Origin of the sequence: Chromobacterium sinusclupearum, from assembly GCF_002902845.1 — a bacterium.
Taxonomy (GTDB): Bacteria; Pseudomonadota; Gammaproteobacteria; order Burkholderiales; family Chromobacteriaceae; genus Chromobacterium; species Chromobacterium sinusclupearum.
On the sequence record NZ_PPTF01000019.1, the window covers coordinates 103,001 to 126,404 of the forward strand.

The window sequence follows — 23,404 nt, forward strand, 5'->3', positions numbered from 1 at the left end:
TCCTTACAGCTGGATGGCGTCAACCACTACGCGGCCGTCCAGCATATTGATCGTGCGCGAGGCCAGCGCGGCGTGGGACGGCGAGTGGGTGACCATCACCACGGTGGTGCCGTCGGCGTTGATTTCCCGCAGCATTTTCATCACCTCGTCGCCGTGGGCGCTATCCAGATTGCCGGTGGGTTCGTCGGCCAGCAGCAAGGCCGGCCGCGACACCAGCGCGCGGGCGATGGCCACCCGTTGCTGCTGGCCGCCAGACAACTGCGACGGACGGTGGCCGGCGCGATGGGCCACGCCCAGCCGCTCCAGCGCCGCGTCCACGCGCTGCTTGCGTTCGGCCGACGGCACGTCTGAATACTCCAGCGCCAGCGCCACGTTTTCGCGCACCGTCAGCTCCTCGATCAGGTTGAAGCTCTGAAAAATGAAGCCGATGCGGCCGCGCCGCAGCTGGTTGAGCCGCGATTCGCTCCAACCGGCGACGTTTTGGCCGTCGAACCAGTATTCGCCGCCATTGGGCACGTCCAAGAGGCCCAGCAGCGACAGCAACGTGGACTTGCCGCAGCCGGACGGGCCGGTCACCGCCACGTACTCGCCGGCCTCGATTTCCAGATCCACGCCATTGAGCGCGCGGGTTTGCACTTCGCCGCCGATATGCAGCTTGCTGATGTTCTTCAGCTTGATCATCGTTTTCTTCTCCCTTGTCATTGCAGCGTCAGTTGCGCGTATTTGCCGAAGGCGGCGTAAGACGAGACGATGACCCGCTCGCCGGCCTTCAATCCGTCCACTACTTCCAGCTGGGTCTGGCTGCGGCGGCCCAGGCGGATGGCGCGGCGCTCGGCGCGGCTGCCGTCGGCATTCAGCACCATGGCCCATGCGCCGCCGGTATCGTTGACGAAAGCGCCGTTGGGCAACACCAAGCCCGACACCGCCTGTCCCAGCATCAGCCTGCCGTCCAGCCCCTGGCCCGCGTTCAGCGCGCCGGCCGGCTGCGCGTCGAACAACAGCTCAAGCTGGAAATGGCCGTCCTGCACCTGCGGATTGATATTGCTGACTCTGGCGGTCGTCGTCGCGCCGCCGTCCAGCTCGATGGCGGCCTGCTGGCCGCGCTTCACCCGCGCCAGATAGAACTCGTCCACTTGCGCCGTCAGCTTGTAACGGCCCTGCCCATCGACCCGGCCCACGCGGTCGCCCGGCTTCAGCGAGCTGCCGACCTGGGCGGTGAAATTGGTCAGCTGGCCATCCATGGGCGCGCGCAGCGACAACGCCGCCAGGCTGTCCGATGCCATCTTTGTGCCGCGGCTCAGCTCATCCTGCGCCTGCTGCATCTGCCGCAACGCATTTGCCTTGATGCCCAGCTCGCGCGCCTGGCTCTGCTGCTCGTCGCGGTAGTCTTCGCGATACTGCTGCAGCCGGTCGCGCGAATCCTCCAGCGCGGCGGTGGAGATAAAACCCTGCGCCGCCAGCGTCGCATCGCGCCGGTATTGGCGCTCCTGCTGCTTCAGTTTCAGGGCCAGGTCGCTTAGCCGGCGGCGGTAGTCGCTGCGCGTCGCCTCCAACTGTTCGCGGGTGGACGACAGATTGGCGTACTGCTGCGCCAGATCGGACTTGCGCGCCAATAGGTCCAGCTGGCGCTGCGGATTGGACAGCCGCAACAGCACCTGGCCGGCCTTGACCTTGTCGCCATCGTGAACCAGCACCTCGTCCACCCGGCCGCCCTCTACCAGATCCAGCAGCACCGACTGCGCCGGCTGCACCGTGGCGCGCAGGATCACCTCGTCGCTGAAGCGGCCCTGGGTGACGGTGGCGATCTGCAGCTCGCTCGCCGCCACGCGCAATCCGGACGGCTGCCAAGCCCACCATGCCGCAGCGCCGCCCAAGGCCAACAACAGCGCGGCCAGGCCAGCCAGGCGGCCGCGGCTCCAGCGCTTGCGCGCCACCACCTCATCCATGGCCGCGCCGCTGACCGGCGCCTCCGCATGCGCCTCGCTCACGCCACTCCTCCCGCCAGCCAGGACAATTGCAGTTTCAGACTGAATACGCCCAGATTGGCCGCCACCCGCATGCCGCCCGCTCCCAGGTGGCAGGCGAAAGACAGCGACGCCTCCTCCAGGACGATGCCCATCAGGACCAAAACGGCAAACAGCGCCAACACTATCCAGGGAAATTTGCGGTTCATGACATCACCTCGCTTCGACTATGCCCTTGTCACAGCAAGCTCCGTGCCAGAATTTAAATCATTGAATATGAATGGAAAATTGATTCAGCCTCCCAAAACCGTCCGGAACCGGACAGCCATCGGCGTCCGATAGCGGACACTGTCCGCCCGGCGGACAGCGCCGCACTTGCCAAGCCGCCGGCGACGACGCAACATCATGACTTTGTGCTAATTAAAAGGTGGGCCGATGAGCCGCCCCGTGATCTTGCTGATAGAAGACGACGAAGACGTCGCGCTAGCAGCGCGCATGCTGCTGCGCAAACTCGATGCCGACTTCGTCCACCTGCCGCATCCGCAGCTGTTCGATGCTTGGCAACGCCATCGTCAAGCCGATATCGTGCTGCTGGATCTGAACTACTCCCCCGGCGCGATAGACGGCGCGGAAGGCTTGGCCATGCTGGCCAGGCTGCGCGCGCTGGCTCGGCCGCCGCAGGTCTTCGCCTTGACCGCCTATGCCGACGTGCCGCTGGCGGTGGCCGCGCTGAAGCAAGGCGCCAGCGACTTCATCACCAAGCCCTGGCAAAACGACAAGCTGCTGCAGACGGTGGCCAGCGCGCTGCGCGCATTGCAAGCCGCGTCACCGTCCAGCCACGCGGCGGACGACGAACTGCTAGGCCAATCGCCGGCGATGCGGACTTTGCGCGCGCTGATCGCCAGCGTGGCGCCCACCGATGCCAATGTGCTGATTCTGGGCGAAAACGGCGTCGGCAAGGAGCTGGTGGCGCGGGCGATCCATCGCGCCTCGCAGCGGCGTCATGGCCCCTTCCAAAGCGTGGACATGGGCGCGGTGCCGGAATCGACGTTCGATAGCGAACTGTTCGGCCACCGCAAGGGCGCGTTCACCGACGCCCGCGCCGACCGCACAGGCCGCTTCCAGAGCGCGGCTGGCGGCACGCTGTTTCTGGACGAGATAGGCAATCTGCCCTTGGCCAACCAGGCCAGGCTGCTGACCGCGCTGGAACGCCGCCAGATCACGCCATTGGGCGCAGACCGGCCGGAAGCGCTGGACGTGCGGGTGGTCAGCGCCACCAATCTGCCGGAAATCCAGCTGCATGATCCGCAATGTTTCCGCCGCGACCTGCTGTTCCGCCTCAATACCATCGTGCTGCGCGTGCCGCCGCTGCGCGAGCGGCGTGAGGATGTCCCGCTGCTGGCGCGACACTACCTGCTCCATTACGCCGAGCAATACCGCAAGCCCTTGCGCGAGCTGTCCGAAGCCGCGCAGCAAAGCTTGCAGGCGCATGACTGGCCGGGCAATGTGCGGGCCCTGCGCCACGCCTGCGAACGCGCGGTCATTCTGGCCCAGGGCGAGCGTTACCAGGCGGCGGATTTCGATTTGGCCGGGGTCCCGGCGATGGAAACGCCTTTGGCGGCCCCAGCCGGCGGGCTGAAACTGGAAGAACAGGAAAGGCAGACCATACGCCAGGCGCTGGAGCAATCCGCCGGCAACATCAGTCACGCCGCCAAGCTATTGGGCCTGTCGCGCGCCGCGCTGTATCGCCGGATGGAAAAACATGGCCTTCAAGCTTGAGCGCCTGCGCGGCCTGATCCTGTCGCAAAGCGCCGGCCTTGCCGCCATCGCCGCCACGGCCATGGCATGCCGCGATGCCCCGCGCGTGCTTGTGCTCTGCCTGTTGGCCGCGCTGTTGCTGGCCGCCTGGCAATGGCGCAGCAGCGCCTTGCTGGGCAAGCTGTCGGTCCAGGCGGCTGCCGAAGCCGAGCCGGAACCGCCCAGACCATCTGCGCTGGCCGTCCATCCGCCGGAAATCCGCCTGGAGCACGCGCCAGTGGCCTTGTTCCGGCTCAGCGCCGACCATGTCGAACCACTGAACGCCCGCGCCCGCAAACTGACTGCGCCCGGCAACAGCCGTGATCCCGCCGCCCTGTATCAGGCCTTGCAGGAGCAAAGCAGCGACCGCCGCTGGATACGATTTGAAACCGAGCGCGGCGTGGAGCGGGCGCTGGCCTCGGCCAGCAGCCTGGTGATAGAAGGCCGCCCCGAGCGGCTGCTGGCGGTGCTGCCGCTGGAAAGCGAACTGGAGGCGGAAACGCTGCGGGCCTGGCAGCAACTGGTGCATGTGCTGACGCATGAGATCATGAATTCGCTGACGCCGGTGGCCTCGCTCTCGCGCAGCGCCGCCGGCATGCTGGAAGACACGCCGGCGCTGCCTGACGATTTGCGCCAGGAGCTGGAGCTGGCTTTCTCCGCCATCAGCCGCCGGGCCGACAGCCTGGCCGATTTCGTCACCAGCTACCGCAATCTGTCCGCCGTGCCGGACCCCAGCCCGGAAATCGTCGACATCGCCGAATTGTTCGAACGCCTGCAGGCGCTGACCGCGCCCGCCTGGCGCGCCCGCGGCGGCCAGGCCGTCTTCCTGGTGGAGTCGGCCGCCATGGAGTTGAAAGCCGACGGCGGGCAGCTGGAGCAAGCCTTGATCAACCTGATCAAGAACGCCTACGAGGCCACCGCCCACCTGGCCGAGGCCAGGCTGACTGTCAGCGCCAGCCTGGGACGCGGCGGCCGGCTGAAGCTGGAAGTCAGCGACAACGGCCCCGGCGTGGCGGACGACAAGATCGAACAGATCTTCACGCCGTTTTACTCCACCAAGGCCAAAGGGCGCGGCATCGGCCTGGCGCTGGTGCGCCAGCTGGTCAACAACAACGGCGGCACCGTGCGCTATGCCCGCAGCCTGGGCGGCGGCGCCCGGCTGATCCTGACATTCTGAACTAAGCGATATATTCCTAAGTCATTAGTTTTGCAATAATTATTGGCTAAACAAAAATGACATAGTGTTAAATTGTGTTTTCCGAAATTTGCATAGGACCAGCCAAGCCTGGTTAGATTCCGTGAAAACACAGTTTAATTTTCATTTTACTGTCATTGCAGCAGCCCTGCTGTCTTACACCGGCTTGGCGCACGCAGACGACTCCCAGCCCGACGCGCTGGACAAAATCACCGTCACCGGATCGCGCATAGCGCGCTCGGCCAAGGAAGGCCCGACCAGCGTCACCGTCCTCACCGGCGCCGACATCGAAAAACAGGGTTACACCAATGTCTACGACGCGCTGAACAATCTGACGCAAAACACCGGCTTCACCCAGGGCGCGGACTTCGGCAACACCTTTACCCCCGCCGCCAACGCGATCAGCCTGCGCGGGCTCGGCCCCAACCATACGCTGACGCTGATCAACGGCCGCCGCATGGCCGACTATCCCACCGCCTACGATGGCCAAGTCAACTTCGTCAACTTGGCCGATATCCCATCGGTGCTAATCGACCGCATCGAAATCCTCAACGGCGGCGCATCAGCCATCTACGGCTCGGATGCCATCGCCGGCGTGGTCAACATCATCCTGAAAAAGCACCTCGATGGCGTCAACCTCAACCTCAAAGTCGGCGGCGCCGAGCATCATGGCGGCGAGAATGCCCGCCTGCAGCTGACCGGCGGCAAAAGCTGGGATCAGCTGAACGTGATTTACGGCCTGGAGCTGAGCCAGCGCAATCCGATCTGGTCGCGCCAGCGCGGCTTCATGTCGGACGCCACGGCGCAGGGCGAGGCGCCGGCTCCCATCCTGGCGCGGCGCATCGCAGGCGGACGCTATCTGGACGCGGGCAGCGCCTGCGGCAACTTCGCCGGCATGTTTGCAGGCAGCGTACAAACCGTAGGCAATGCCCAAAAAGGCTATTGCGCCAGCGGGCTGCTGAAGCCGTCCTACTGGACGATCCAGACCGGCCAAACCACGCAGAACGGTTTTTTCAGCGCCAACTATCTGCTCAACCCGCACGCCGAATTCTTTACCGATGCCATGCTCGGCTTCAAGCGCACCGAGAACAACACCCGCGGCCCCAGCTGGACAGCGGCGGCGGGCCAGGGCAATTATTTCCTGAACCAGAACACCGGCAATTATGAAAGCTGGGCCAAGCGCTTCGCGCCGGAGGAACTGGGCGGCGCCAGCAATTACAACCGCAAGTGGGATGATCTGGCCGCCAACCTGACCCTGGGCGTGCGCGGCGATCTGATTGGCAGCTGGAATTACGAAGCGGCCTACAACGCTTCGCTCTACACCAGCCAGACCACCACACCCGCGCTGTTGAGCAGCGTGAATAGCTATTTCCTGGGGCCCCAACTCGGCACCGACAGCAGCGGCGTGCCGATTTACGCGCCCAACCTCGGCCGTTTCTACCAGCCGCTGACGCCGGCCCAGGCATCCAGCCTGATAGACAATAGCGTCAGCCACAATAAATCCTGGCTGCAGGTGCTGAGCCTCAGCGCCAGCGGCGAGGCCTTCCAGCTGCCGGCCGGTCCGGCCAAATTGGCCGGCCTGCTGGAATGGGGCAGCCAGGGCTTCAGCAACGAGCCGGACCAAAGGCTGAACCAGGGCGTGTTCTACAACGCTTCTCCAGCCATCAATGCCAGCGGCTCCCGCTCGCGCCAGGCGCTTGGGGCCGAGCTGCTGCTGCCGCTGGCCAAACCGGTCAACCTGACGCTGTCCGGCCGTTATGACCGCTATGAGATCACCGGCAACAGCGAAGGGAAGTTCACCTATGGCGCCGGGCTGGAGTATCGCCCCGCCAGCAGCCTGCTGCTGCGCGGCAACTATGCCACCAGCTTCCGCGCGCCGGACATGAGCTATCTGTTCCAGACCCAAACCCGCGGCTACTACTCCTCCACCACAGACTACTGGCGCTGCGCCCAGTCCGGCCAGCCGCTCGCCAATTGCCAGTACGCCGGCATGTCGCCGGGCTCCAACTACGTCAGCAATGGCAACCCCAATCTGAAGCCGGAAAACGGCAAGTCCTATGGACTCGGCTTCGTCTGGTCGCCAAGCAAGGATGCCGACCTGTCGCTGGATTACTGGAATATCACCATCAACGATCTGGTCACCACGCTGAGCGCCGATAAACTACTGCGCGACGAAGCCGCATGCCGCGGCGGCACTCTCGACATCCATTCATCGGCATGCCAAGACGCGCTCAGTCGCGTGCAGCGCAATCCGGCCAATGCGCTGGTGGATCCGGGCGCCATCAACACCATCGTGGTCAATCCGATCAACGCCGCCAGCGAGCGCACCAGCGGCATCGACCTGAGCGGCAAGTACCGTTTGCGCACGGCAAAACTCGGCGACTTCCTGTTCAAGGCGACTTACACCAAGGTGCTGACGCATACCTACCAGCAGTTTGCCAACGATCCGGTGCAGAACGAATTGACCGACTTGACCAACACCGACTGGCCGGACAAGCTCAGCCTGACCACCGACTGGAACATCGGCGACTGGTCCAGCACGCTGCAGTTGACGCGCTACGGCAAGATTCCCAACGGCGCGGGCACCGGCTACCTGACACCCACCGTGCTGGCCAACCTGAGCATCACCTATCAGGTCAACAAGAAAACCTCGGTCGGACTGATCGTCAACAATCTGCAGGACTTCATCAAGAAAGACTACACTGGCGGCTGGCCTTACTACCCTGTGGGCAGCTACACGCCTTACGGCCGGCAAGCCTGGCTTGAACTGAATCACAAGTTTTGAGAGGGGAATATCAAGCGACGGGATGCCGATAGGCATCTCGTTTTTATTTGCGCGCGGGAAACCGCAAATCTCTCGCGGATGACGGAAATGCGAAAAAGCCCAGCATTTTGCAATGCTGGGCTTTTTCTGAATCCTGGCGTCCCCACGGGGAATCGAACCCCGGCTACCGCCGTGAAAGGGCGGTGTTCTAACCGCTAAACTATAGGGACAGCTGGCGCACCCGGAGCGATTCGAACGCCCGACCCTCTGGTTCGTAGCCAGATACTCTATCCAACTGAGCTACGGGTGCGTTATCTGGCGGAGAAAGAGGGATTCGAACCCTCGATACAGGTTTAAGCCCGTATGCTTCCTTAGCAGGGAAGTGCCTTCGACCACTCGGCCATTTCTCCGTTCAGAGAGCGCCATATTAAATATCGACGCCCCTGGTGTCAAGCATCAATCCGAAATTATTTACGCCGGCTGGTCCAGTCCGAAAACCTTATGCAATACGCGAACCGCCAGTTCCAGGTACTTTTCGTCCACCAGCACCGACACTTTGATTTCCGAGGTGGAGATCATCTGGATGTTGATGCCCTCTTCCGCCAACGTGCGGAACATGGTGGAGGCGATGCCGCAGTGCGAGCGCATGCCCACTCCGACAATGGAAATCTTGGCCACCTTGTCGTCGGCGTCGATCTTGGCGGCGCCGATATGGGTCTGCACTTCGCGCAGGATGGACAGCGCGCGCTGGAATTCGCCGCGCGGCACGGTAAACGAAAAGTCCGTGGTGCCGTTCTCGCCGACATTCTGGATGATCATATCCACTTCGATGTTGGCATCGGCGATCGGCCCGAGGATCTGGTAGGCGATGCCCGGCTTGTCCGGCACGCCCTTGACATTGATGCGGGCTTCGTTGCGATCGAACGCGATGCCTGCCACTACCGCCTTTTCCATGCTCTCATCTTCCTCAAACGTAATCAGGGTGCCCTCGCCTTCTTCCTCGAAGCTGGAGAGCACGCGCAAGCGTACCTTGTATTTGCCGGCGAATTCCACCGAACGTATCTGCAAAACCTTGGAGCCGAGCGACGCCATCTCGATCATTTCTTCGAAGGTGACCGTCTTCAGGCGGCGCGCCTCCGGCACCACGCGCGGATCGGTGGTGTAGACGCCGTCCACGTCGGTGTAGATCTGGCACTCGTCGGCCTTCAGCGCCGCGGCCAGCGCCACGGCGGAAGTATCCGAACCGCCGCGGCCCAGCGTGGTGATATTGCCTTCCTCATCTACGCCCTGGAAGCCGGCGACGATAACCACGCGGCCTTCTTTCAAATCGCCGCGCATCACATGCTCGTCTATCGACTGAATGCGCGCCTTGGTATGCGCCTGGTCGGTCACCACCTTCACCTGCCAGCCGCAATAGCTCTTGGCCGGCACGCCGATTTCCTTCAATGCCATCGCCAACAGGCCGATGGTGACTTGCTCGCCAGTGGACACCACCACATCCAGCTCGCGCGGATCGGGATAGTCCTGAATGTCCTTGGCCAGGGCGATCAGGCGGTTGGTTTCGCCGCTCATCGCGGAAACCACCACCACCACATCATGCCCCTGGGCCTTCCACTTGGCGACGCGGCGGGCCACATTCTTGATGCGCTCGGTCGTCCCGACCGATGTGCCGCCGTACTTCTGTACGATGAGTGCCATACGTGCTTCTTAATTGATAAAAGTTGAATATCGAGCTTCGATTCTGACCATAGAATGTCCAGAATTGCAAGACGGAAATGCCCTGCGCCTATCCCCTGGCGAAATATCCGTCTATTCCCGGCGTGGGTTCGCCAGCACATCCGGCAGGCTGTTTGCATCCCCACAGCGCAACGGCTACAAACAGTATGAAGACTATGTATCCGAAGACGGGACCGATGCATGATTGCCCCTGTTCAACCCTGGCGCTGGATCCGGCTGGAAATAGGCTTGGCCATCAACGGGGCAATACAGTATGCCTTGTTCATAGATCATCCCCTGTTCTGGCCCGCCGTCGGCCTGAGCACGCTCCTGATCACGCTGCTGGTATTGTGGCCATCATCGGCGCCCGCCATTGCGGCGCATGACGGCGACCAATCCGCGTACTGGCGCAGCGTGGCTGCCCATGTCTACGCGCTGCTGCCCCTGTGGGCCGGCCATGTCGCGCTGGGGCGGGAGCAGATAGACGAAGCGGCCCTGCAGTTGACCGCCCGCTTCGACCACATGCTGCGCCAATTGGACAGGCCCTCCCCGCCATCGGATGATTCGCCCCATCCTCTGGCCGCGGCGCAGAACAAGCTGACCGATGCGCTGGAAGCGATGCAACTGCCGGCGCCGCTGCAAAAGCAACTGTTGCCGCAATTGCAGCAATTGAAGCAATCCGGCCAGCAACTGGCGCTGCTGGCTAAAAACCTGCCTGCCGGCGAAGCTTCGCCGGCAGCCGCTGCCGAGCAGATCGGCGAGCAAGTCGGCTTATTGCTGCGGCAACTGGAGTCCATCGATGCCGATGTCCACGACAGTTGCCGCGCCTGTCAGATGAAACTGGACGACCCTGCCGCCAGCCAGGATCTGCAGGCGACGATAGAAGAGGTGTTGACTCATTTGCAGTTCCAGGATCGGGTCAATCAGATTTTGTCCCATGTGCAAAACGATATCTGGCAACTGGAAGCCATGCTGCATGAATCCTTGAACAGTCGAGAGGACGCGCTGCCTGAGCCGCCGGATACCGAGGCCTGGCTCACCGCCCTGAAAAACAGCTACACCACCCATGAACAACGCGCGCTGCACAACCGGGATCAAAACGACAAAACGCCCGGCGCCAGCGACATCACTTTTTTCTGAATGACGGGGAAGGCGGATGAGCAAAACGATATTGATCGTCGACGACTCCACCACGCTGCGCCAAGTGGTGAGGATGACCCTGGTCGGCGCCGGCTATGAGGTGCTGGAGGCCGGCAACGGCAAGGAAGCGCTGGACATCCTGGACGGCCGCAAAATCCACCTGATCATTTCCGACGTCAACATGCCGGTGCTGGACGGCATCGAATTGCTCAAGAACATCAAGCTATTGGCCCACTACAAGTTCACTCCGGTCATCATGCTGACCACCGAATCCTCCGAGGATAAAAAACGTGAGGGAAAGGAGGCCGGCGCCAAGGCCTGGGTGGTCAAGCCATTCCAGCCGCCAGCGCTGCTGACAGCCGTTTCCAAACTGATCCTGCCCTGAACGGCAACCGATACCTGACGCAGGAGAGGACATGACGCTTTCCCTTGTCGCCGGGCATGAGCAAACCATCTACCAGGCCGCGCAATGGCGCGCCGATCTGGAACAGGCGCTGCGCAGCGAAGAGGACATCGTGCTCGACTTGTCCACCATAGAGGAGCTCGACTGCGCCGGCGCCCAGGTGCTGATCTGGCTGCGCCGCGAAGCAGAACGGCGCGGCCGCAAAGTGGACCTGCGCGACCCCAGCCGCTGCGTGCGCGAGTTCGCCCTGCTGATGGGCCTCCAGCGCGAGCTGCTCCCCGCCGCAGACAACGAGGAGACCGGCGATGGATCTTGAGCTGGCCATGCAAACCTTCCTGGAGGAAGCGCGCGAACTGCTTGGCGACATGGAAGGCATTCTGCTGGACATCGATCCGGCTCGCGCCGATGGCGAACAGCTGAACGCGCTGTTCCGCACCATGCACACCATCAAGGGCTCAGCCGGCCTGTTCGGCCTGGATGACATCGTCGGCTTCACCCATCAGGCGGAAAATCTTCTGGATCAGCTGCGCGACGGCCAACTGCGGCTGGACGATGAGCTGGTGGGACTGCTGCTGCGCTGCCACGACCACGTCAAGCTGATGATACAGGCGCTGGACGACAAGGCCGATCTGGCGTCTCTGCACGACGCGGCCTTGCTGGAATCGCTGCAGGCTTATCTGGCCGCGCCGCCCCCGGCGCCCGCGCCTGAACTCGCCTCGGCCATGGAGGCGCAAGAAGGACAAGCCGAACAAGACCCGCCCGACGCCCTGCCGCCGCAAGAACCCTGGCTGCTGTCGCTGCGCTTCGGCCCGGATGTGCTGCGCAACGGCCTCGACCCTTCTTCCTTCCTGCGTTATCTGGCCACGCTGGGCAGCATCGAACAGATCGAAGCGGTCAGCTGCAATCTGCCCATCGGCGAGGACTTCGACGCCGAAACCAATTATCTGCGCCTGGAAGTGCTGTATCGCAGCGACATCGACGAACAGACGCTGAACGAGGTATTCGAATTCGTCCGCGAGGACAGCGAGCTGCATATCTGGCCGCTCGGCCGCGCAGGCGTCCATCTGGCGGAGGCTTACGCCAATGCGACGCCGGCAGAGGCCGAGGCGGTGCGACTGGCTTGGCGGCGGTTCGGCGCGCTGGGCGATGACGAAACCGAAGTCCAAGCCATCGAGCCGGCGCAGCCTCCCGCCGCCGAACCCGAGCCGCCGCGCGAGGCCGCCGAAGCGATTCACGAGCCGGCTCACCCAACAACGGACACCATGCCGGCCGCCGGCGAAAGCCGCCGCCAGCACGAGAGCAAATTTCTCAAGGTGGAAGCCGGCAAGCTAGACAGCCTGATCAATCTGATCGGCGAACTGGTCATCGCCGGCGCGGCGGCCAATCTGCTGGCCCGCCGCTCGCAACAGCCGCAATTGGTGGAATCGACGCTGGCGATCGCCAATCTGATCGAACAAATTCGCGCCGGCACCCTGTCGATGCGCATGGTGCAGATAGGCGAAATCTTCCAGCGCTTCCCCCGCGTGGTGCGCGACGTCTCGCGCGAGCTGGGCAAGGACATCCAGCTGCACATCGTCGGCGCGGAAACCGAACTGGACAAATCGATGGTGGAAAAGCTGGGCGACCCGCTGCTGCACATCGTGCGCAACGCCATCGACCATGGCATAGAATCGCCGCCCATCCGGCAAGCGCACGGCAAGCCGGCCACCGGCAATCTATGGCTGAACGCCTATCACGAATCCGGCAGCATCGTCATCGAAGTGGCGGACGACGGCGGCGGCCTGGATCGCCAACGTATCCTGGCCAAGGCGCGCGAACGCGGCCTGCTGGGCCACGAGGACGAACCGCCGGACAGCGTGGTGTTCCAGCAGATATTCGAAGCCGGCTTCTCCACTGCCGACCATGTGACCAATCTGTCCGGCCGCGGCGTGGGCATGGACGTGGTCAAACGCGGCATAGAACAACTGCACGGCACGATAGAGATCGACAGCGAAGCCAGCCGCGGCACCACCTTCCGCCTGCGGCTGCCGCTGACGCTGGCCATCATCGACGGCTTCCTGGTCGATGTCGGGCATTCCACTTTCGTGCTGCCGCTGGAAGCCGTGGTGGAGTGTATAGAGCTGCCGGCCGATCTGCCGGAAAACGGCGTGCACGACTGCATCAACCTGCGCGGCGAACTGCTGCCGCTTCTGCATCTGGGCCGCTTCTTCGAACTGCCGCCCATCGCCGCCGCCCGCCGCAACATCGTGGTCGCGCAATACGGCGAGCGCAAGGCCGGCCTGGTGGTGGACGCGCTGCAAGGCGAGTTCCAAACCGTGATCAAACCGCTGGGCACGCTGTTCAGCGCGCTGAAAGCGATCAGCGGCTCCACCATACTCGGCACTGGCGAAGTGGCGCTGATTCTAGACGTGCCGGCTCTGATCCAGCACGCCTGCCGCAAGGAGCTGGAGCGCCTCGCCCACACCATGCCCTCCACCGCCGATATCCTAGCCAACGGAGCACGCCATGACGGCCCTTAAAGACATGCGCATCGCCACCCAGCAAGCACTCGGCTACGGCGCCATCATCGCGCTGCTGCTGGCATGCATCGCGCTCGCCATGCTCGGCCTCCAGGATCTGGGCGAAGTGATCCACGGCATCACCGTCAACAATCAGGAAAACCGGCTGGCGCATCAGCTGCTGGAGCAGAACCAGGAAGTACGCATCAATATCCGCACCTCCCTGCTGGCGGACCAGCCGGGAGAAACCATGCAGGCCAACCAGGCGTTTCAGGATTCGCTGCGCCGTTACCAGGACATCGAACAACAGCTGGCGCAGCTGTTCCAGCGCGAGTCAGACACCCGAGTCCGCGAGCGCGAGCTGATGGGCGCGATCCAGACCGCCAGCCGCGACGCGCACCAGGGCTACCAGCGAGCGCTGGAACTAGCCATGCAGCAGAGAGGCCCGGAAGCGCGCGCGCTGGCCACTGCCGGCAAGGGCGCGATTTTGAATCAGAGCATCGCCGCGCTGGCCGAGTATGAAGACCAGCTGAACAAGAGCCTGGTGCAGCAAAGCGAACACACCACCGCATCCAGCCGCAATCGCCTGTTGCTCATGGCTGGATTGGCCATCGCCGCCAGCGTGCTGATCGCCTTGTTCACCCGCAATGAACTGCTGCGCACGCTGGGCGGCGAGCCGCGACAGGTGGCGGCCATGATGCACGAAGTGGCCAAGGGCAATCTGCAGTGCCGGATTACGCTGCGCGAGGGGGACCGCGGCAGCCTGGCGGCCTCCATCATGCAAACCGTGCAGACGCTGGCCACCATCATCGCCGAGGTCAAGGGCGGCTCGGAAAGCCTGTCCGTGGCCGCGCAGCACATCCACGCCACCTCGCAGCTGCTGGCGCAATCGGCGAGCGAGCAGGCCTCGGGCCTGGAGGAAACCTCCAGCTCGGTGCAGCAGATGTCGGCCTCGATCAATCAGACCAGCGACAACGCCAGGATGACGGAAGGCATCGCGGAAAAAGCCTCCAGCGAAGCCGCCGCCGGCGGCCAGGCGGTGCAGGAAACGATACGGGCGATGCGCCAGATCGCCGACAAGATCAGCATCGTCGACGACATCGCCTACCAGACCAATCTGTTGGCGCTGAACGCCGCCATCGAGGCGGCGCGCGCAGGCGAGCACGGCAAGGGCTTCGCCGTGGTGGCGGCCGAAGTCCGCAAGCTGGCGGAGCGCAGCCAGGTGGCGGCGCAGGAAATCAGCACCCTGGCGCGGGGCAGCGTCGGACTGGTGGATCAGGCCGGGGGCCTGCTGGAGGAGATCGTCCGCTCCAGCCGCCGCACTTCCGACCTGGTGCAGGAGATCGCCGCCGCTTCCGGCGAGCAGTCCGGCGGCGTCGGCCAGATCAGCCTGGCGATACAGCAGCTGAGCCACACCACGCAGCAGAACGCCAGCGCCAGCGAAGAGCTGGCCGCCACCGCGGAACAGATGAACCGCCAGGCGGAAAACCTGCATGATCTGATCGGCTTCTTCCATCTGGGTACGCTGCAGGGCGGCTCGCACGGCGCGCCCGCGGCGCCGCGGGCCAGCCACAGCGCCGATGCTTTCCGACGCATCGAATGACCACCGGAGACGCAGCCATGGCAGCACTGAACATTCTGCGCCGCAGCGACGGCCACCCGGTCCAGGAGGAACAAGGCGACATTCGCCAGTTCCTGACCTTTCAACTGGCCGGCGAAACCTTCGCCGTCGGCATCCTGCGGATACGCGAAATCCTGGAATACATCAAGCTGACCACCGTGCCGCTGATGCCGCCGTTCATCCGCGGCGTGATGAACTTGCGCGGCGCGGTGGTGCCGGTGATCGACCTGTCGCTGCGCTTCGCGCGCGATCAAACGGCGATCAACCGCCGAACCTGCATCGTCATCATCGAAATGGAACATGCGGAACAGTGCCAGCTGATCGGCGTGCTGGTGGACACCGTGCACGAAGTGCTGGCCATCCCGGACAGCGAAATCGAGCCGCCGCCGCAGTTCGGCAGCAAGATCCGGGTGGACTTCATCGAAGGCATGGCCAAGGTGGACAGCCACTTCGTGGTGCTGTTGAACGTGGACAAAGTGCTGTCGCTGGAAGAAATGTCGCTGCTGTCCGAACTGAGCCGCCAGGAAATGGCAGAGGAGGAGTGATGCGCGCTCGCCATCATGCAGTTGCGGGCCGTCGTGGACAGCCACCGGCCCGACGCGGAGACCCCCGATGAAAAACCTCACCATCCGCCAACAATTCAGCCTGTTGATCGTCTGCGTGCTGCTGGGACTGGGCCTGCTGACCGTCACCGCCTGGCAGGGCTTGCGCACCGTGATGATCAATGGCGCGCTGTATCATCAGATAGTCATCGGCAAGGATTTCATCAACGACCTGGACCCGCCCAATCAGGACCTGGTCGCCGCCTTTCTGGCGGTGAACATGCTGCGCAACACCACCGACCCCTCGCTGCGCCAGCAGTGGTTCAACCAGCTGCGAGCCAAGCGCGCCGAGTTCTATGACAGCCAGAAAAAGTGGCAGGCCAGCGATCTGCCGCCAGATATGCGCGCCATGCTGGAACAGAAAGTCAAGCCCACGGCGGATGCCTTCTTCCAGGAATTGGAGACGCATTTGCTGCCAGCGCTGGAAGCCCATGATCAACTGGAGATCAACCGCTCATTCGACCGGCTGTCGGCCGACTATGAGCTCAACCATCAGGCCATCCTGCCCTTGATCGACAAAACCAACCAGATGCAGCAGGCAACGGAAACGGAAGCCGAACGCAATACCCGGCTCACCTTCTCCTTGCTCGGTTCGGTCAGCCTCGCCGTGCTGCTGCTGCTGACCGGCTCCTTGACCTGGATATACCGTCAGCTGGTGCGCCAATTGGGCGGCGAGCCGCAGGCGGTGGCCGATATCGCGCGCGAAGTAGCCGCGGGCCGGTTGAACATCACCACCACGCCCGCGCCGCAGGAGAGTCTGCGCGACGCCATGCAGCAAATGTGCCAGCAACTGCGGACCATCATCGGCGATGTGAAGATAGGCGCGGATGGCATCGCCAGCGCGGCCCAGCAAATCAGCGCCACCTCCATGGCCTTGTCGCAAAGCGCCAGCGCCTCGGCCGCCGGCGTGGAACAAAGTTCGGCCTCGATCGAGCAGGTCTCGGCCTCGGTCAGCCAGACCAGCGACAACTCGCGCACCACCGAAGCCATCGCCGAAAAGGCATCGGAAGAAGCCACCGAAGGCGGCAAGGCGGTGCAGCAGACGGTGCTGGCGATGCGCCAGATCGCCGAACGGGTCGGCATCATCGACGACATCGCCTACCAGACCAATCTATTGGCGCTGAACGCCGCCATCGAGGCGGCGCGGGCAGGCAAACACGGCGCCGGCTTCGCCGTGGTGGCGGCCGAAGTGCGCAAGCTGGCGGAGCGCAGCCAGGTGGCGGCGCAAGAAATCGGCGAACTGGCCGAACACAGCGTCACCGTGGCCGAGCAGGCCGGCCGCCTGCTGCTGGAGATCGTCCGCTCCAGCGGCCGCACCGCCGACCTGGTGCAGGAAATCGCCGCCGCCACCCAGGAGCAGGCCGGCGGCATAGGCCAGATCAGCCAGGCCATTCAGCATCTGAACCATTCCACCCAGCAGAACGCCGCCGCCAGCGAGCAGTTGGCCTCCACCGCGGCGGAGATGAATATGCAGGCGGAGCGGCTGCAACAGGCCATGGCCTTCTTCCATCTGGGCCATACGGCGGGGATGGCAGCCGGCGCTGCGCCCGCCTTAGCCATGGCGGCAGCGCCGGCCTTCACGCCGGATGCGGCCAAAACGGACGAGCACGACGATATGTACCGTTTCTGAAACTCGGACTGTACTAGATTGAAATGACACACAAGCCGCCGGCTCGACCCGACGCAAAACAAGGAAGCCTTGCATCATGGCGCCATCCCCGCCCAGCGCAACAGGAGCCCCGCCCGCAGCCGATTCGTCCAGCGACGCGGTATTCCTGCATCCTGGCGAATGGCACTTCGGCGGCAGCGGCACCCGCATCCGCACGCTGCTCGGCTCCTGCGTGTCGATTGTGCTATGGCACCCGCAGGCCCGCGTCGGCGGCATGTGCCATTACCTGCTGGCCCAGCGCAACCACCGCCGTACCGAAACCCTGTCCGGCCGCTACGGCGACGAGGCGATGCTGTTGCTGCTGCGGGAAATTCTGGCCTGCGGCCTGCCGCTGCAGGAGTTTCAGGCGCGGCTGGTCGGCGGGGCCTCGATGATGCTCAGCCGCGAACGCAAGCTCAGCCACGATGTCCCGTCGCGCAACATCAATCTGGCGCGCGCGATGGTCAAGCAGCTTGGCCTGCGGCTGCAGGGGGAAGACTTGGGCGGCAACTGCCCGAGGCTGGTGCTGTTCGATGTCGCCAGCGGCAATGTTTGGATCAAACAATCACAAGAGGCCGAGCTGGAAGCGATGCCGCCTCCCAACGCAAGGACGCGCACATGAGCATCAAGGTTCTGATCGTCGACGACTCCGCCGTGGTGCGGCAGGTGTTGAGCCAGGTTTTCGACAAGGCCAGCGGCATCGAGGTGATGGACGTCGCAAATGATCCGTATATGGCGATGGACAAGATGAAGCTGCATTGGCCGGACGTGATCGTGCTGGATGTGGAAATGCCGCGGATGGATGGCATCACCTTCCTCAAGCAGCTGATGGCGACCCGTCCGACGCCGGTGGTGATCTGCTCCTCGCTGACGCAAAAAGGCACCGACATCAGCATGCAGGCATTGGCGGCCGGCGCGGTGGAGGTGATCGCCAAACCGGCGGCCGGGGTCAAGGGCTTCCTGGAGGAAAGCGCAAATCAACTGGTGATGGCGGTGCGCAGCGCCGCCGCCGCGCGCATGAACCGGATGCGGGTGATGCCGTCGGCCAGCGGCGCGGCGCCCAGCGGTGGCAGCAGCGCGGCGGCGCTGGAGACGCGCCCCAAGTTGTCGGCGGACGCCATCCTGTCCGCGCCGACCGGCAGCAATGTCTTCGCCACCACCGAACGCATCGTCGCCATCGGCACCTCCACCGGCGGCACCCAGGCGCTGGAGGCCATCCTGACCGAGCTGCCGCGCACCTGCCCGGGCCTGGCCATCGTGCAGCACATGCCGGAGAAATTCACCCGCTCCTTCGCCGACCGCCTGAACAGCCTGTCGCAAATCGAAGTCAAGGAGGCCAGCAACGGCGACCGCATCCTGCCCGGCCGCGCGCTGATCGCGCCAGGCGGCAAGCATATGATGGTCAAGCGCAGCGGCGCCTACTACCAGGTGGAAGTGGTGGACGGCCCGCTGGTCAGCCGCCACAAGCCATCGGTGGATGTGCTGTTCCGCTCCGCCGCCAAGTTCGCCGGCCGCAACGCGCTGGGCGTCATCATGACCGGCATGGGCGACGATGGCGCCAAGGGGCTGAAGGAAATGCATGACTGCGGCGCCAAGACCATCGCCCAGGACGAAGAAAGCTGCGTGGTGTTCGGCATGCCCAAGGAAGCGATCAAGCTGGGCGCCGCCGACGAAGTGATGTCCTTGGACATGATCGCCAAGGCGATCTGCCGGCAGGGATAGGCGCCGCCATGGTGCTGCAGATGGACGATGTACTGGTGGTGGAAGACAGCGCGGTGCAACGCCAGCATGCCTGCGATCTGTGCCGACAGCTCGGCATCGTCAATCTGCGGCAGGCGGCGGATGGCAACGAGGCGCTGGCGCGGATGCGCGAACAACTGCCCAGCCTGGTGCTGATCGATCTGGAAATGCCGCAGCTGGATGGCGTGCAGCTGATCCAGCAGATGGCCAAGGAAGGCTTGTCCGCGCCCATCATCGTCACCTCCGGCAAAGACTACCTGTTGATTTCCACCGTCGAACTGATGGGGCGGGAGCTGGGCCTGCCGGTGCTGGGCGGCATCAAGAAGCCGCTGCAGCAACAGGCGCTGGAGGATCTGCTCCGACGGGTATGGACGCCGCCATCGGAAAGCGGCGCCGAGGTGGAGCTGTGCCAGGATAAGGACGTGCGGCTGGCGCTGGACCAAGGCCAGCTGGTGCCGTATTACCAACCCAAGGTGACCCTGGATGGCGGCCTGTTGAAAGGCGCGGAAATGCTGGTGCGCTGGCATCATCCGGAGCTGGGGGTGATCCCGCCGTCGCGCTTCATTCCGGTGATAGAAGCCTGCGACTGGGCTACCGAGCTGACGCTGACCATGCTGGAACAAGGCTTGCAACAATGGCAGGAGTGGGCGCGGCGCGGCCTGCGGCTGCCGCTGTCGGTCAACCTGTCCGCGCTGTCGCTGAAAGGCACGACCCTGGCCGACGAGATAGACCAGCGCATCCGCGCCAGCCGGGTGCCGCCTCGCTTCATCGTGTTCGAGATCACCGAAACCGCCGTCGCCGACAACCTGGCCGAAGCCATAGGCATCGCCGCGCGGCTGCGTCTCAGCGGCGTCGGGCTGTCCATCGACGACTTCGGCACCGGCTTCGCCACCTTCCAGCAACTGATGCGCTTCCCGTTCACCGAGCTGAAAATCGACCAGTCGCTGGTGACGTCGATCTCCAACAAGCCGCACCTGGAGGCGGTGTTCAACAGCATACTGGAACTGGCGCGCCGGCTGCAGCTGACCACGGTGGCCGAAGGCATCGAAACGCCCAAGGACCTGAGCTTCGTCGGCGAGCGCGGCTGCGTGATGGGACAAGGCTATTATTTCGCCAAGCCGCTCGCGGCCGATCAATTTGAAAGCTGGGTCAAGAACCGCATGCAGCGCAAGCCCGAACCCAGCCAGGAAAACTAATTCAGCGCGTCAGTTGGACCACAGCGGCGGCTCGTCCATCAGCGCGATCTGCTCGCGCAGCCCCAGAATCTGCTCCTCCCAATAGCGCGGGCTGCCAAACCACGGGAAGGCCGCCGGAAACGCCGGATCATGCCAGCGCCGCGCCAGCCAGGCGCTGTAATGGATCAGCCGCAGCGTGCGCAGCGCTTCCACCAGGTTCAGCTCGCGCAAATCGAAGTCGCAGAAGTCTTCGTAGCCGGCCAAGACTTCGGCCAATTGGCGCGACTGCTCCTCTCGCTCGCCCGACAAAAGCATCCACAAATCCTGTACCGCCGGTCCGCTGCGGCTGTCGTCGAAATCGACGAAGTGCGGACCGGCGTCGGTCCACAACAGATTGCCGACATGGCAATCGCCATGCAGCCGCAGAGCGGCGACATGGCCGGCGCGCTCGAAACAACGCGCCACGCCGTCCAGCGCCTGCTCCGCCACGCCGCGATATACCGATGCCAGCTCCGGCGGCAGCCAGTCGCCGGCCAAGATGAAGGCGGCCGGCTCGCGGCCAAAGCTTTGCAAATCCAGGACCGGACGATGCTGATAAGCCTCGGTCCGGCCCAAGGCGTGGATGCGGCCGAGAAAACGGCCAATCCATTGCAGCGTGTCGGCCCGGTCCAGCTCCGGCACCCGGCCGCCGCGGCGCTCGAACAAGGCGAAGCGGAAACCGCCGTGATGATGCAAGGTCTGGCCCTGCAACAGCAGCGGCGGCACCGCCGGGATCTCGCGCTCGGCCAGCGCCAGGCTGAATGCGTGCTCCTCCAGGATGGCCGCGTCGCTCCAGCGCTGTGGCCGGTAGAACTTGGCGATCAGCGGCGGCGCGTCATCGATGCCGATCTGATAGACGCGATTTTCATAGCTGTTCAGCGCCAGCAGGCTGCCGCTGGCCCTCAGGCCCAGGCTCTCGACCGCATCGAGAATGGCGTCCGGCGTCAAGGCGGCGAACGGGGGAAGCAGTGTGTTTTCCATCGCTCGATTATAGCGGCGCGCGCCACAAAGCGGCCGCTGATCTGCTAAGCCTAAAGTGTGGTATCGGCGCGCGGAGGCAAACGATGAAACTGCATCTTCCTCACCCCCATCTGCATTTCGACGGCGAGCAATGGCAACAAGGCACCGAGCGCTGGGCCGATATCACGCTGCAAGGCTGGCTGCTGTTATTGGACAGCCAAGCTCGTCGCCAAGCCTGGTTGCGCTGGCGCGAGCGCCGCCCGCCCGCGCGCGAGGTCTTGCTCGGCCTCGCCTGCTGGCTCAGCGGCAGCATGGTGTTGCTAGGCCTGGTCTACTTGCTGTACCTGCTTTCCACGCACTGGTAAGCCATGTGGACGACAGGGTCTCTGCAGCTCATTCTCGTTTTCATTATCATTTACTTTTGCAATCGAAATTTAATGACCGATAGCAAAAACAATGAGAAAATAGCGCCTTCCCTCGTACGGACAACCGAGATGAGCCACAGCCACCACCACATCGACACGCGCAAGGAACCGGACAGCGCCGAACGCCAGCAGGCCGCGCGCACCAGCACGCTGGTCAGCGTGGTGGTCAATATCGTCCTGTCCACGGTACAGATCATCGTCGGCGCCTGGGCGCACTCTTCCGCCCTGATCGCCGACGGCATCCATTCGCTGTCCGACCTGTTCGCCGATTTTGTCGTACTGTTCGCCGGCAAGCACAGCGGCAAGGGCCCGGACCACGATCATCAATACGGCCATCAGCGCTATGAGAACGCCGCGTCTTTGGTGCTGGGCCTGCTGTTGCTGGCCGTGGGCGGCGGCATGCTGTATTCCGCCGCGAATAAATTCATCCATCCCGAAGACATTCCGTCGGTGCATGCGCTGGCCTTGTGGATCGCCGCGCTGGCGCTGATCGCCAAGGAAAGCCTGTTCCGCTACATGCTGGCGGCTGCGCAGCGGGTGCGCTCCAGCATGCTGGTGGCCAATGCCTGGCACGCGCGCTCCGACGCCGCGTCATCGCTGGTGGTGGCGGCCGGCGTCGCCGGCAACCTGCTGGGCTATCCGATACTGGACCCGGTGGCCGCGCTGGTGGTGGGGCTGCTGGTGGGCAAGATGGGTTGGAGCTTCGCCTGGGACGCGCTGCATGATCTGATGGACCGCGCCGCCAGCGAAGACGATGTCGCGGCCATTCGCGCCACCTTGCTGGACACCCCAGGCATCATCGGCGTGCACGACCTGCGCACGCGCAAGATGGGCGATCTGATCCTGGTGGACGTGCATCTGGAAGTCGACGGCAGCATCAATGTGTTCCAGGCCCACGCCATCACCGAAGAAGCCCAGCAGCGCGTCATGCGCAGCCATCCGGTGCTGGACGTGATGACCCACATCGACCCAGCCGAGCACTATCAATCAAATAGCATAACCATCGCCAGTTGATGGTATAGTAGCCGGCTGCAACTTTTGCGGCGCCAGCCCGTCTATTGCTAACATGACGCCACAACTCCGATACTCACAACGCAGATTGCTGCAGATCATGACGGCGCTGACCGTGCTGTGGCAGTTCGAGACCTATGCCGTAGGCCACGCGCCGCTTGCGCCGGCCGCGGAGGAACCCGCCATCAGCACCTGGAGCGAGCATTTGCCGCCGGACACGCCTTTCCTGCTGGTGCAGGAGGTCCGCGACCAGTTCCGCCATACCGACGCCAAGCGCGATGCCGGCACCCCGGTGCGCGACATCGCCGCGCTGCCGCCCCGGCCTGACGACGCCGCCTGACGGCGCAAGGCAAAAGGGCCGGTTGTCTCGCGACAAACGGCCCTTGCGCTTTCATTCCCGGCTCAACGATTCATAGCGCTTTCGGCAACTGTCCCTGCGGATTGCAAAGCGGGCAGCCCGGATTGCTGCAATGAATCGAGCTGTTATGCACCAGCCCTCGCAGCTGGGAAAGCCGCTCAAAGTCGGCCGCGCCATCCCGGCTCTTTTTCGTCAGCAAAGCGCTGCCATGGCTGCTCAGCGTCGGCTCCATCGCCATCTGCAACGGCTCCGCCTGCGCGGCCGCGCCAGCGCCCAGCATCACGCCGCCAGCGCTCAATACATAAACCAGACTTTTCTTCATACGCATTCTCCCCTTTGCAGGATCTG

General features: G+C 63.8%; 22 protein-coding genes and 3 tRNA genes. 16 read left to right on the top strand and 9 right to left on the bottom strand.

Annotated features, from left to right (window positions below):
* Positions 1 to 3: 3 nt before the first annotated feature.
* Genes C2134_RS05680 through C2134_RS05690 form a run of 3 tightly spaced genes read right to left on the bottom strand, consistent with a single transcriptional unit; the run spans position 4 to position 2,173 of the window.
* On the bottom strand, positions 4 to 681 hold the full coding sequence (locus C2134_RS05680; RefSeq protein WP_103318248.1) for an ABC transporter ATP-binding protein: 678 nt from the start codon (positions 679 to 681) through the stop codon (positions 4 to 6).
* 17 nt (positions 682 to 698) lie between these two features.
* Positions 699 to 1,988: an efflux RND transporter periplasmic adaptor subunit gene (locus C2134_RS05685; RefSeq protein ID WP_199179882.1), complete on the bottom strand. Its 1,290-nt coding sequence runs from the start codon at positions 1,986 to 1,988 to the stop codon at positions 699 to 701.
* A complete protein-coding gene (locus C2134_RS05690) occupies positions 1,985 to 2,173 on the bottom strand; it encodes a hypothetical protein (RefSeq protein WP_071109654.1) in 189 nt (62 codons plus the stop codon). The genes C2134_RS05685 and C2134_RS05690 overlap by 4 nt, the downstream gene beginning before the upstream one ends.
* A gap of 226 nt (positions 2,174 to 2,399) precedes the next feature.
* Here C2134_RS05690 and C2134_RS05695 point away from each other — a divergent pair, with 226 nt between their 5' ends.
* From C2134_RS05695 to C2134_RS05705, 3 genes are all read left to right on the top strand, one after another.
* Positions 2,400 to 3,743, top strand: coding sequence for a sigma-54-dependent transcriptional regulator (locus C2134_RS05695; protein WP_103318250.1), 1,344 nt, complete (start codon positions 2,400 to 2,402; stop codon positions 3,741 to 3,743).
* The gene (locus C2134_RS05700; RefSeq protein WP_103318251.1) at positions 3,727 to 4,938 is read left to right on the top strand and encodes a sensor histidine kinase; all 1,212 of its coding nucleotides are present in this window, start codon (positions 3,727 to 3,729) and stop codon (positions 4,936 to 4,938) included. The genes C2134_RS05695 and C2134_RS05700 overlap by 17 nt, the downstream gene beginning before the upstream one ends.
* Positions 4,939 to 5,059: 121 nt before the next feature.
* Positions 5,060 to 7,741 carry a TonB-dependent receptor plug domain-containing protein gene (locus tag C2134_RS05705; protein WP_103318253.1) on the top strand — a complete coding sequence of 894 codons (2,682 nt, stop codon included), beginning with the start codon at positions 5,060 to 5,062 and terminating at the stop codon, positions 7,739 to 7,741.
* A gap of 134 nt (positions 7,742 to 7,875) precedes the next feature.
* Here C2134_RS05705 and C2134_RS05710 read toward each other — a convergent pair.
* The 4 genes from C2134_RS05710 to C2134_RS05725 form a co-directional block, all read right to left on the bottom strand.
* Positions 7,876 to 7,950 (bottom strand) — tRNA-Glu (locus C2134_RS05710).
* 3 nt (positions 7,951 to 7,953) lie between these two features.
* A tRNA-Arg gene (locus C2134_RS05715) sits at positions 7,954 to 8,030 on the bottom strand.
* A 6-nt stretch (positions 8,031 to 8,036) separates the two neighbouring features.
* A tRNA-Ser gene (locus tag C2134_RS05720) sits at positions 8,037 to 8,130 on the bottom strand.
* A 61-nt stretch (positions 8,131 to 8,191) separates the two neighbouring features.
* Complete coding sequence (locus C2134_RS05725) at positions 8,192 to 9,418, bottom strand: aspartate kinase (RefSeq protein WP_103318256.1); 1,227 nt, start codon at positions 9,416 to 9,418, stop codon at positions 8,192 to 8,194.
* Positions 9,419 to 9,637: 219 nt separating this feature from the next.
* On the opposite strand from C2134_RS05725, the gene C2134_RS05730 reads away from it, so the two are divergent.
* The 10 genes from C2134_RS05730 (at position 9,638) to C2134_RS05775 (ending at position 20,284) form a co-directional block, all read left to right on the top strand.
* Complete coding sequence (locus C2134_RS05730) at positions 9,638 to 10,576, top strand: hypothetical protein (RefSeq protein ID WP_146042098.1); 939 nt, start codon at positions 9,638 to 9,640, stop codon at positions 10,574 to 10,576.
* 16 nt (positions 10,577 to 10,592) lie between these two features.
* On the top strand, positions 10,593 to 10,961 hold the full coding sequence (locus C2134_RS05735) for a response regulator (protein WP_043623469.1): 369 nt from the start codon (positions 10,593 to 10,595) through the stop codon (positions 10,959 to 10,961).
* Positions 10,962 to 10,992: 31 nt separating this feature from the next.
* A complete protein-coding gene (locus C2134_RS05740) occupies positions 10,993 to 11,295 on the top strand; it encodes an STAS domain-containing protein (protein WP_052246700.1) in 303 nt (100 codons plus the stop codon).
* Positions 11,285 to 13,498, top strand: coding sequence for a chemotaxis protein CheA (locus tag C2134_RS05745; RefSeq protein ID WP_103318260.1), 2,214 nt, complete (start codon positions 11,285 to 11,287; stop codon positions 13,496 to 13,498). The genes C2134_RS05740 and C2134_RS05745 overlap by 11 nt, the downstream gene beginning before the upstream one ends.
* Positions 13,485 to 15,080: a methyl-accepting chemotaxis protein gene (locus tag C2134_RS05750; protein WP_233196365.1), complete on the top strand. Its 1,596-nt coding sequence runs from the start codon at positions 13,485 to 13,487 to the stop codon at positions 15,078 to 15,080. The genes C2134_RS05745 and C2134_RS05750 overlap by 14 nt, the downstream gene beginning before the upstream one ends.
* 17 nt (positions 15,081 to 15,097) lie before the next feature.
* Complete coding sequence (locus C2134_RS05755) at positions 15,098 to 15,643, top strand: chemotaxis protein CheW (RefSeq protein ID WP_071109643.1); 546 nt, start codon at positions 15,098 to 15,100, stop codon at positions 15,641 to 15,643.
* A gap of 67 nt (positions 15,644 to 15,710) precedes the next feature.
* Positions 15,711 to 17,330, top strand: a complete 1,620-nt coding sequence (locus C2134_RS21490; protein ID WP_233196366.1) for a methyl-accepting chemotaxis protein — start codon at positions 15,711 to 15,713, stop codon at positions 17,328 to 17,330.
* 76 nt (positions 17,331 to 17,406) lie between these two features.
* Entirely contained in the window at positions 17,407 to 17,970 is a 564-nt protein-coding gene (locus tag C2134_RS05765; RefSeq protein ID WP_233196367.1) for a chemotaxis protein CheD, read from the top strand.
* On the top strand, positions 17,967 to 19,070 hold the full coding sequence (locus C2134_RS05770) for a protein-glutamate methylesterase/protein-glutamine glutaminase (RefSeq protein ID WP_103318263.1): 1,104 nt from the start codon (positions 17,967 to 17,969) through the stop codon (positions 19,068 to 19,070). The genes C2134_RS05765 and C2134_RS05770 overlap by 4 nt, the downstream gene beginning before the upstream one ends.
* Before the next feature lie 20 nt (positions 19,071 to 19,090).
* Complete coding sequence (locus C2134_RS05775) at positions 19,091 to 20,284, top strand: EAL domain-containing response regulator (protein WP_233196368.1); 1,194 nt, start codon at positions 19,091 to 19,093, stop codon at positions 20,282 to 20,284.
* 9 nt (positions 20,285 to 20,293) lie between these two features.
* Here the strand turns inward: C2134_RS05775 and C2134_RS05780 are convergent, their stop codons facing one another.
* Complete coding sequence (locus tag C2134_RS05780; RefSeq protein ID WP_103318265.1) at positions 20,294 to 21,283, bottom strand: serine/threonine protein kinase; 990 nt, start codon at positions 21,281 to 21,283, stop codon at positions 20,294 to 20,296.
* Between the two features lie 83 nt (positions 21,284 to 21,366).
* Here C2134_RS05780 and C2134_RS05785 point away from each other — a divergent pair, with 83 nt between their 5' ends.
* From C2134_RS05785 to C2134_RS05795, 3 genes are all read left to right on the top strand, one after another.
* Positions 21,367 to 21,627, top strand: coding sequence for a hypothetical protein (locus C2134_RS05785; protein WP_103318266.1), 261 nt, complete (start codon positions 21,367 to 21,369; stop codon positions 21,625 to 21,627).
* Positions 21,628 to 21,756: 129 nt separating this feature from the next.
* On the top strand, positions 21,757 to 22,701 hold the full coding sequence (locus C2134_RS05790) for a cation diffusion facilitator family transporter (protein WP_103318268.1): 945 nt from the start codon (positions 21,757 to 21,759) through the stop codon (positions 22,699 to 22,701).
* Positions 22,702 to 22,798: 97 nt separating this feature from the next.
* On the top strand, positions 22,799 to 23,038 hold the full coding sequence (locus C2134_RS05795) for a hypothetical protein (RefSeq protein WP_146042099.1): 240 nt from the start codon (positions 22,799 to 22,801) through the stop codon (positions 23,036 to 23,038).
* A 70-nt stretch (positions 23,039 to 23,108) separates the two neighbouring features.
* Here the strand turns inward: C2134_RS05795 and C2134_RS05800 are convergent, their stop codons facing one another.
* A complete protein-coding gene (locus C2134_RS05800) occupies positions 23,109 to 23,378 on the bottom strand; it encodes a hypothetical protein (RefSeq protein WP_103318271.1) in 270 nt (89 codons plus the stop codon).
* Between the last annotated feature and the right edge of the window lie 26 nt (positions 23,379 to 23,404).

Excerpts from the sequence above, each read along its gene's own strand:
- C2134_RS05700 (WP_103318251.1), top strand. The coding sequence starts at position 3,727 with ATGGCCTTCAAGCTTGAGCGCCTGCGCGGCCTGATCCTGTCGCAAAGC.
- C2134_RS05745 (WP_103318260.1), top strand. The coding sequence starts at position 11,285 with ATGGATCTTGAGCTGGCCATGCAAACCTTCCTGGAGGAAGCGCGCGAA.
- C2134_RS05735 (WP_043623469.1), top strand. The coding sequence starts at position 10,593 with ATGAGCAAAACGATATTGATCGTCGACGACTCCACCACGCTGCGCCAA.
- C2134_RS05750 (WP_233196365.1), top strand. The coding sequence starts at position 13,485 with ATGACGGCCCTTAAAGACATGCGCATCGCCACCCAGCAAGCACTCGGC.
- C2134_RS05770 (WP_103318263.1), top strand. The coding sequence starts at position 17,967 with ATGAGCATCAAGGTTCTGATCGTCGACGACTCCGCCGTGGTGCGGCAG.
- C2134_RS05790 (WP_103318268.1), top strand. The coding sequence starts at position 21,757 with ATGAGCCACAGCCACCACCACATCGACACGCGCAAGGAACCGGACAGC.
- C2134_RS05785 (WP_103318266.1), top strand. The coding sequence starts at position 21,367 with ATGAAACTGCATCTTCCTCACCCCCATCTGCATTTCGACGGCGAGCAA.
- C2134_RS05690 (WP_071109654.1), bottom strand. The coding sequence starts at position 2,173 with ATGAACCGCAAATTTCCCTGGATAGTGTTGGCGCTGTTTGCCGTTTTG.
- C2134_RS05725 (WP_103318256.1), bottom strand. The coding sequence starts at position 9,418 with ATGGCACTCATCGTACAGAAGTACGGCGGCACATCGGTCGGGACGACC.
- C2134_RS05680 (WP_103318248.1), bottom strand. The coding sequence starts at position 681 with ATGATCAAGCTGAAGAACATCAGCAAGCTGCATATCGGCGGCGAAGTG.
- C2134_RS05780 (WP_103318265.1), bottom strand. The coding sequence starts at position 21,283 with ATGGAAAACACACTGCTTCCCCCGTTCGCCGCCTTGACGCCGGACGCC.
- C2134_RS05775 (WP_233196368.1), top strand. The coding sequence starts at position 19,091 with ATGGACGATGTACTGGTGGTGGAAGACAGCGCGGTGCAACGCCAGCAT.
- C2134_RS05695 (WP_103318250.1), top strand. The coding sequence starts at position 2,400 with ATGAGCCGCCCCGTGATCTTGCTGATAGAAGACGACGAAGACGTCGCG.
- C2134_RS05730 (WP_146042098.1), top strand. The coding sequence starts at position 9,638 with ATGATTGCCCCTGTTCAACCCTGGCGCTGGATCCGGCTGGAAATAGGC.
- C2134_RS05800 (WP_103318271.1), bottom strand. The coding sequence starts at position 23,378 with ATGAAGAAAAGTCTGGTTTATGTATTGAGCGCTGGCGGCGTGATGCTG.
- C2134_RS05795 (WP_146042099.1), top strand. The coding sequence starts at position 22,799 with ATGACGGCGCTGACCGTGCTGTGGCAGTTCGAGACCTATGCCGTAGGC.
- C2134_RS05740 (WP_052246700.1), top strand. The coding sequence starts at position 10,993 with ATGACGCTTTCCCTTGTCGCCGGGCATGAGCAAACCATCTACCAGGCC.
- C2134_RS21490 (WP_233196366.1), top strand. The coding sequence starts at position 15,711 with ATGAAAAACCTCACCATCCGCCAACAATTCAGCCTGTTGATCGTCTGC.
- C2134_RS05765 (WP_233196367.1), top strand. The coding sequence starts at position 17,407 with ATGGCGCCATCCCCGCCCAGCGCAACAGGAGCCCCGCCCGCAGCCGAT.
- C2134_RS05755 (WP_071109643.1), top strand. The coding sequence starts at position 15,098 with ATGGCAGCACTGAACATTCTGCGCCGCAGCGACGGCCACCCGGTCCAG.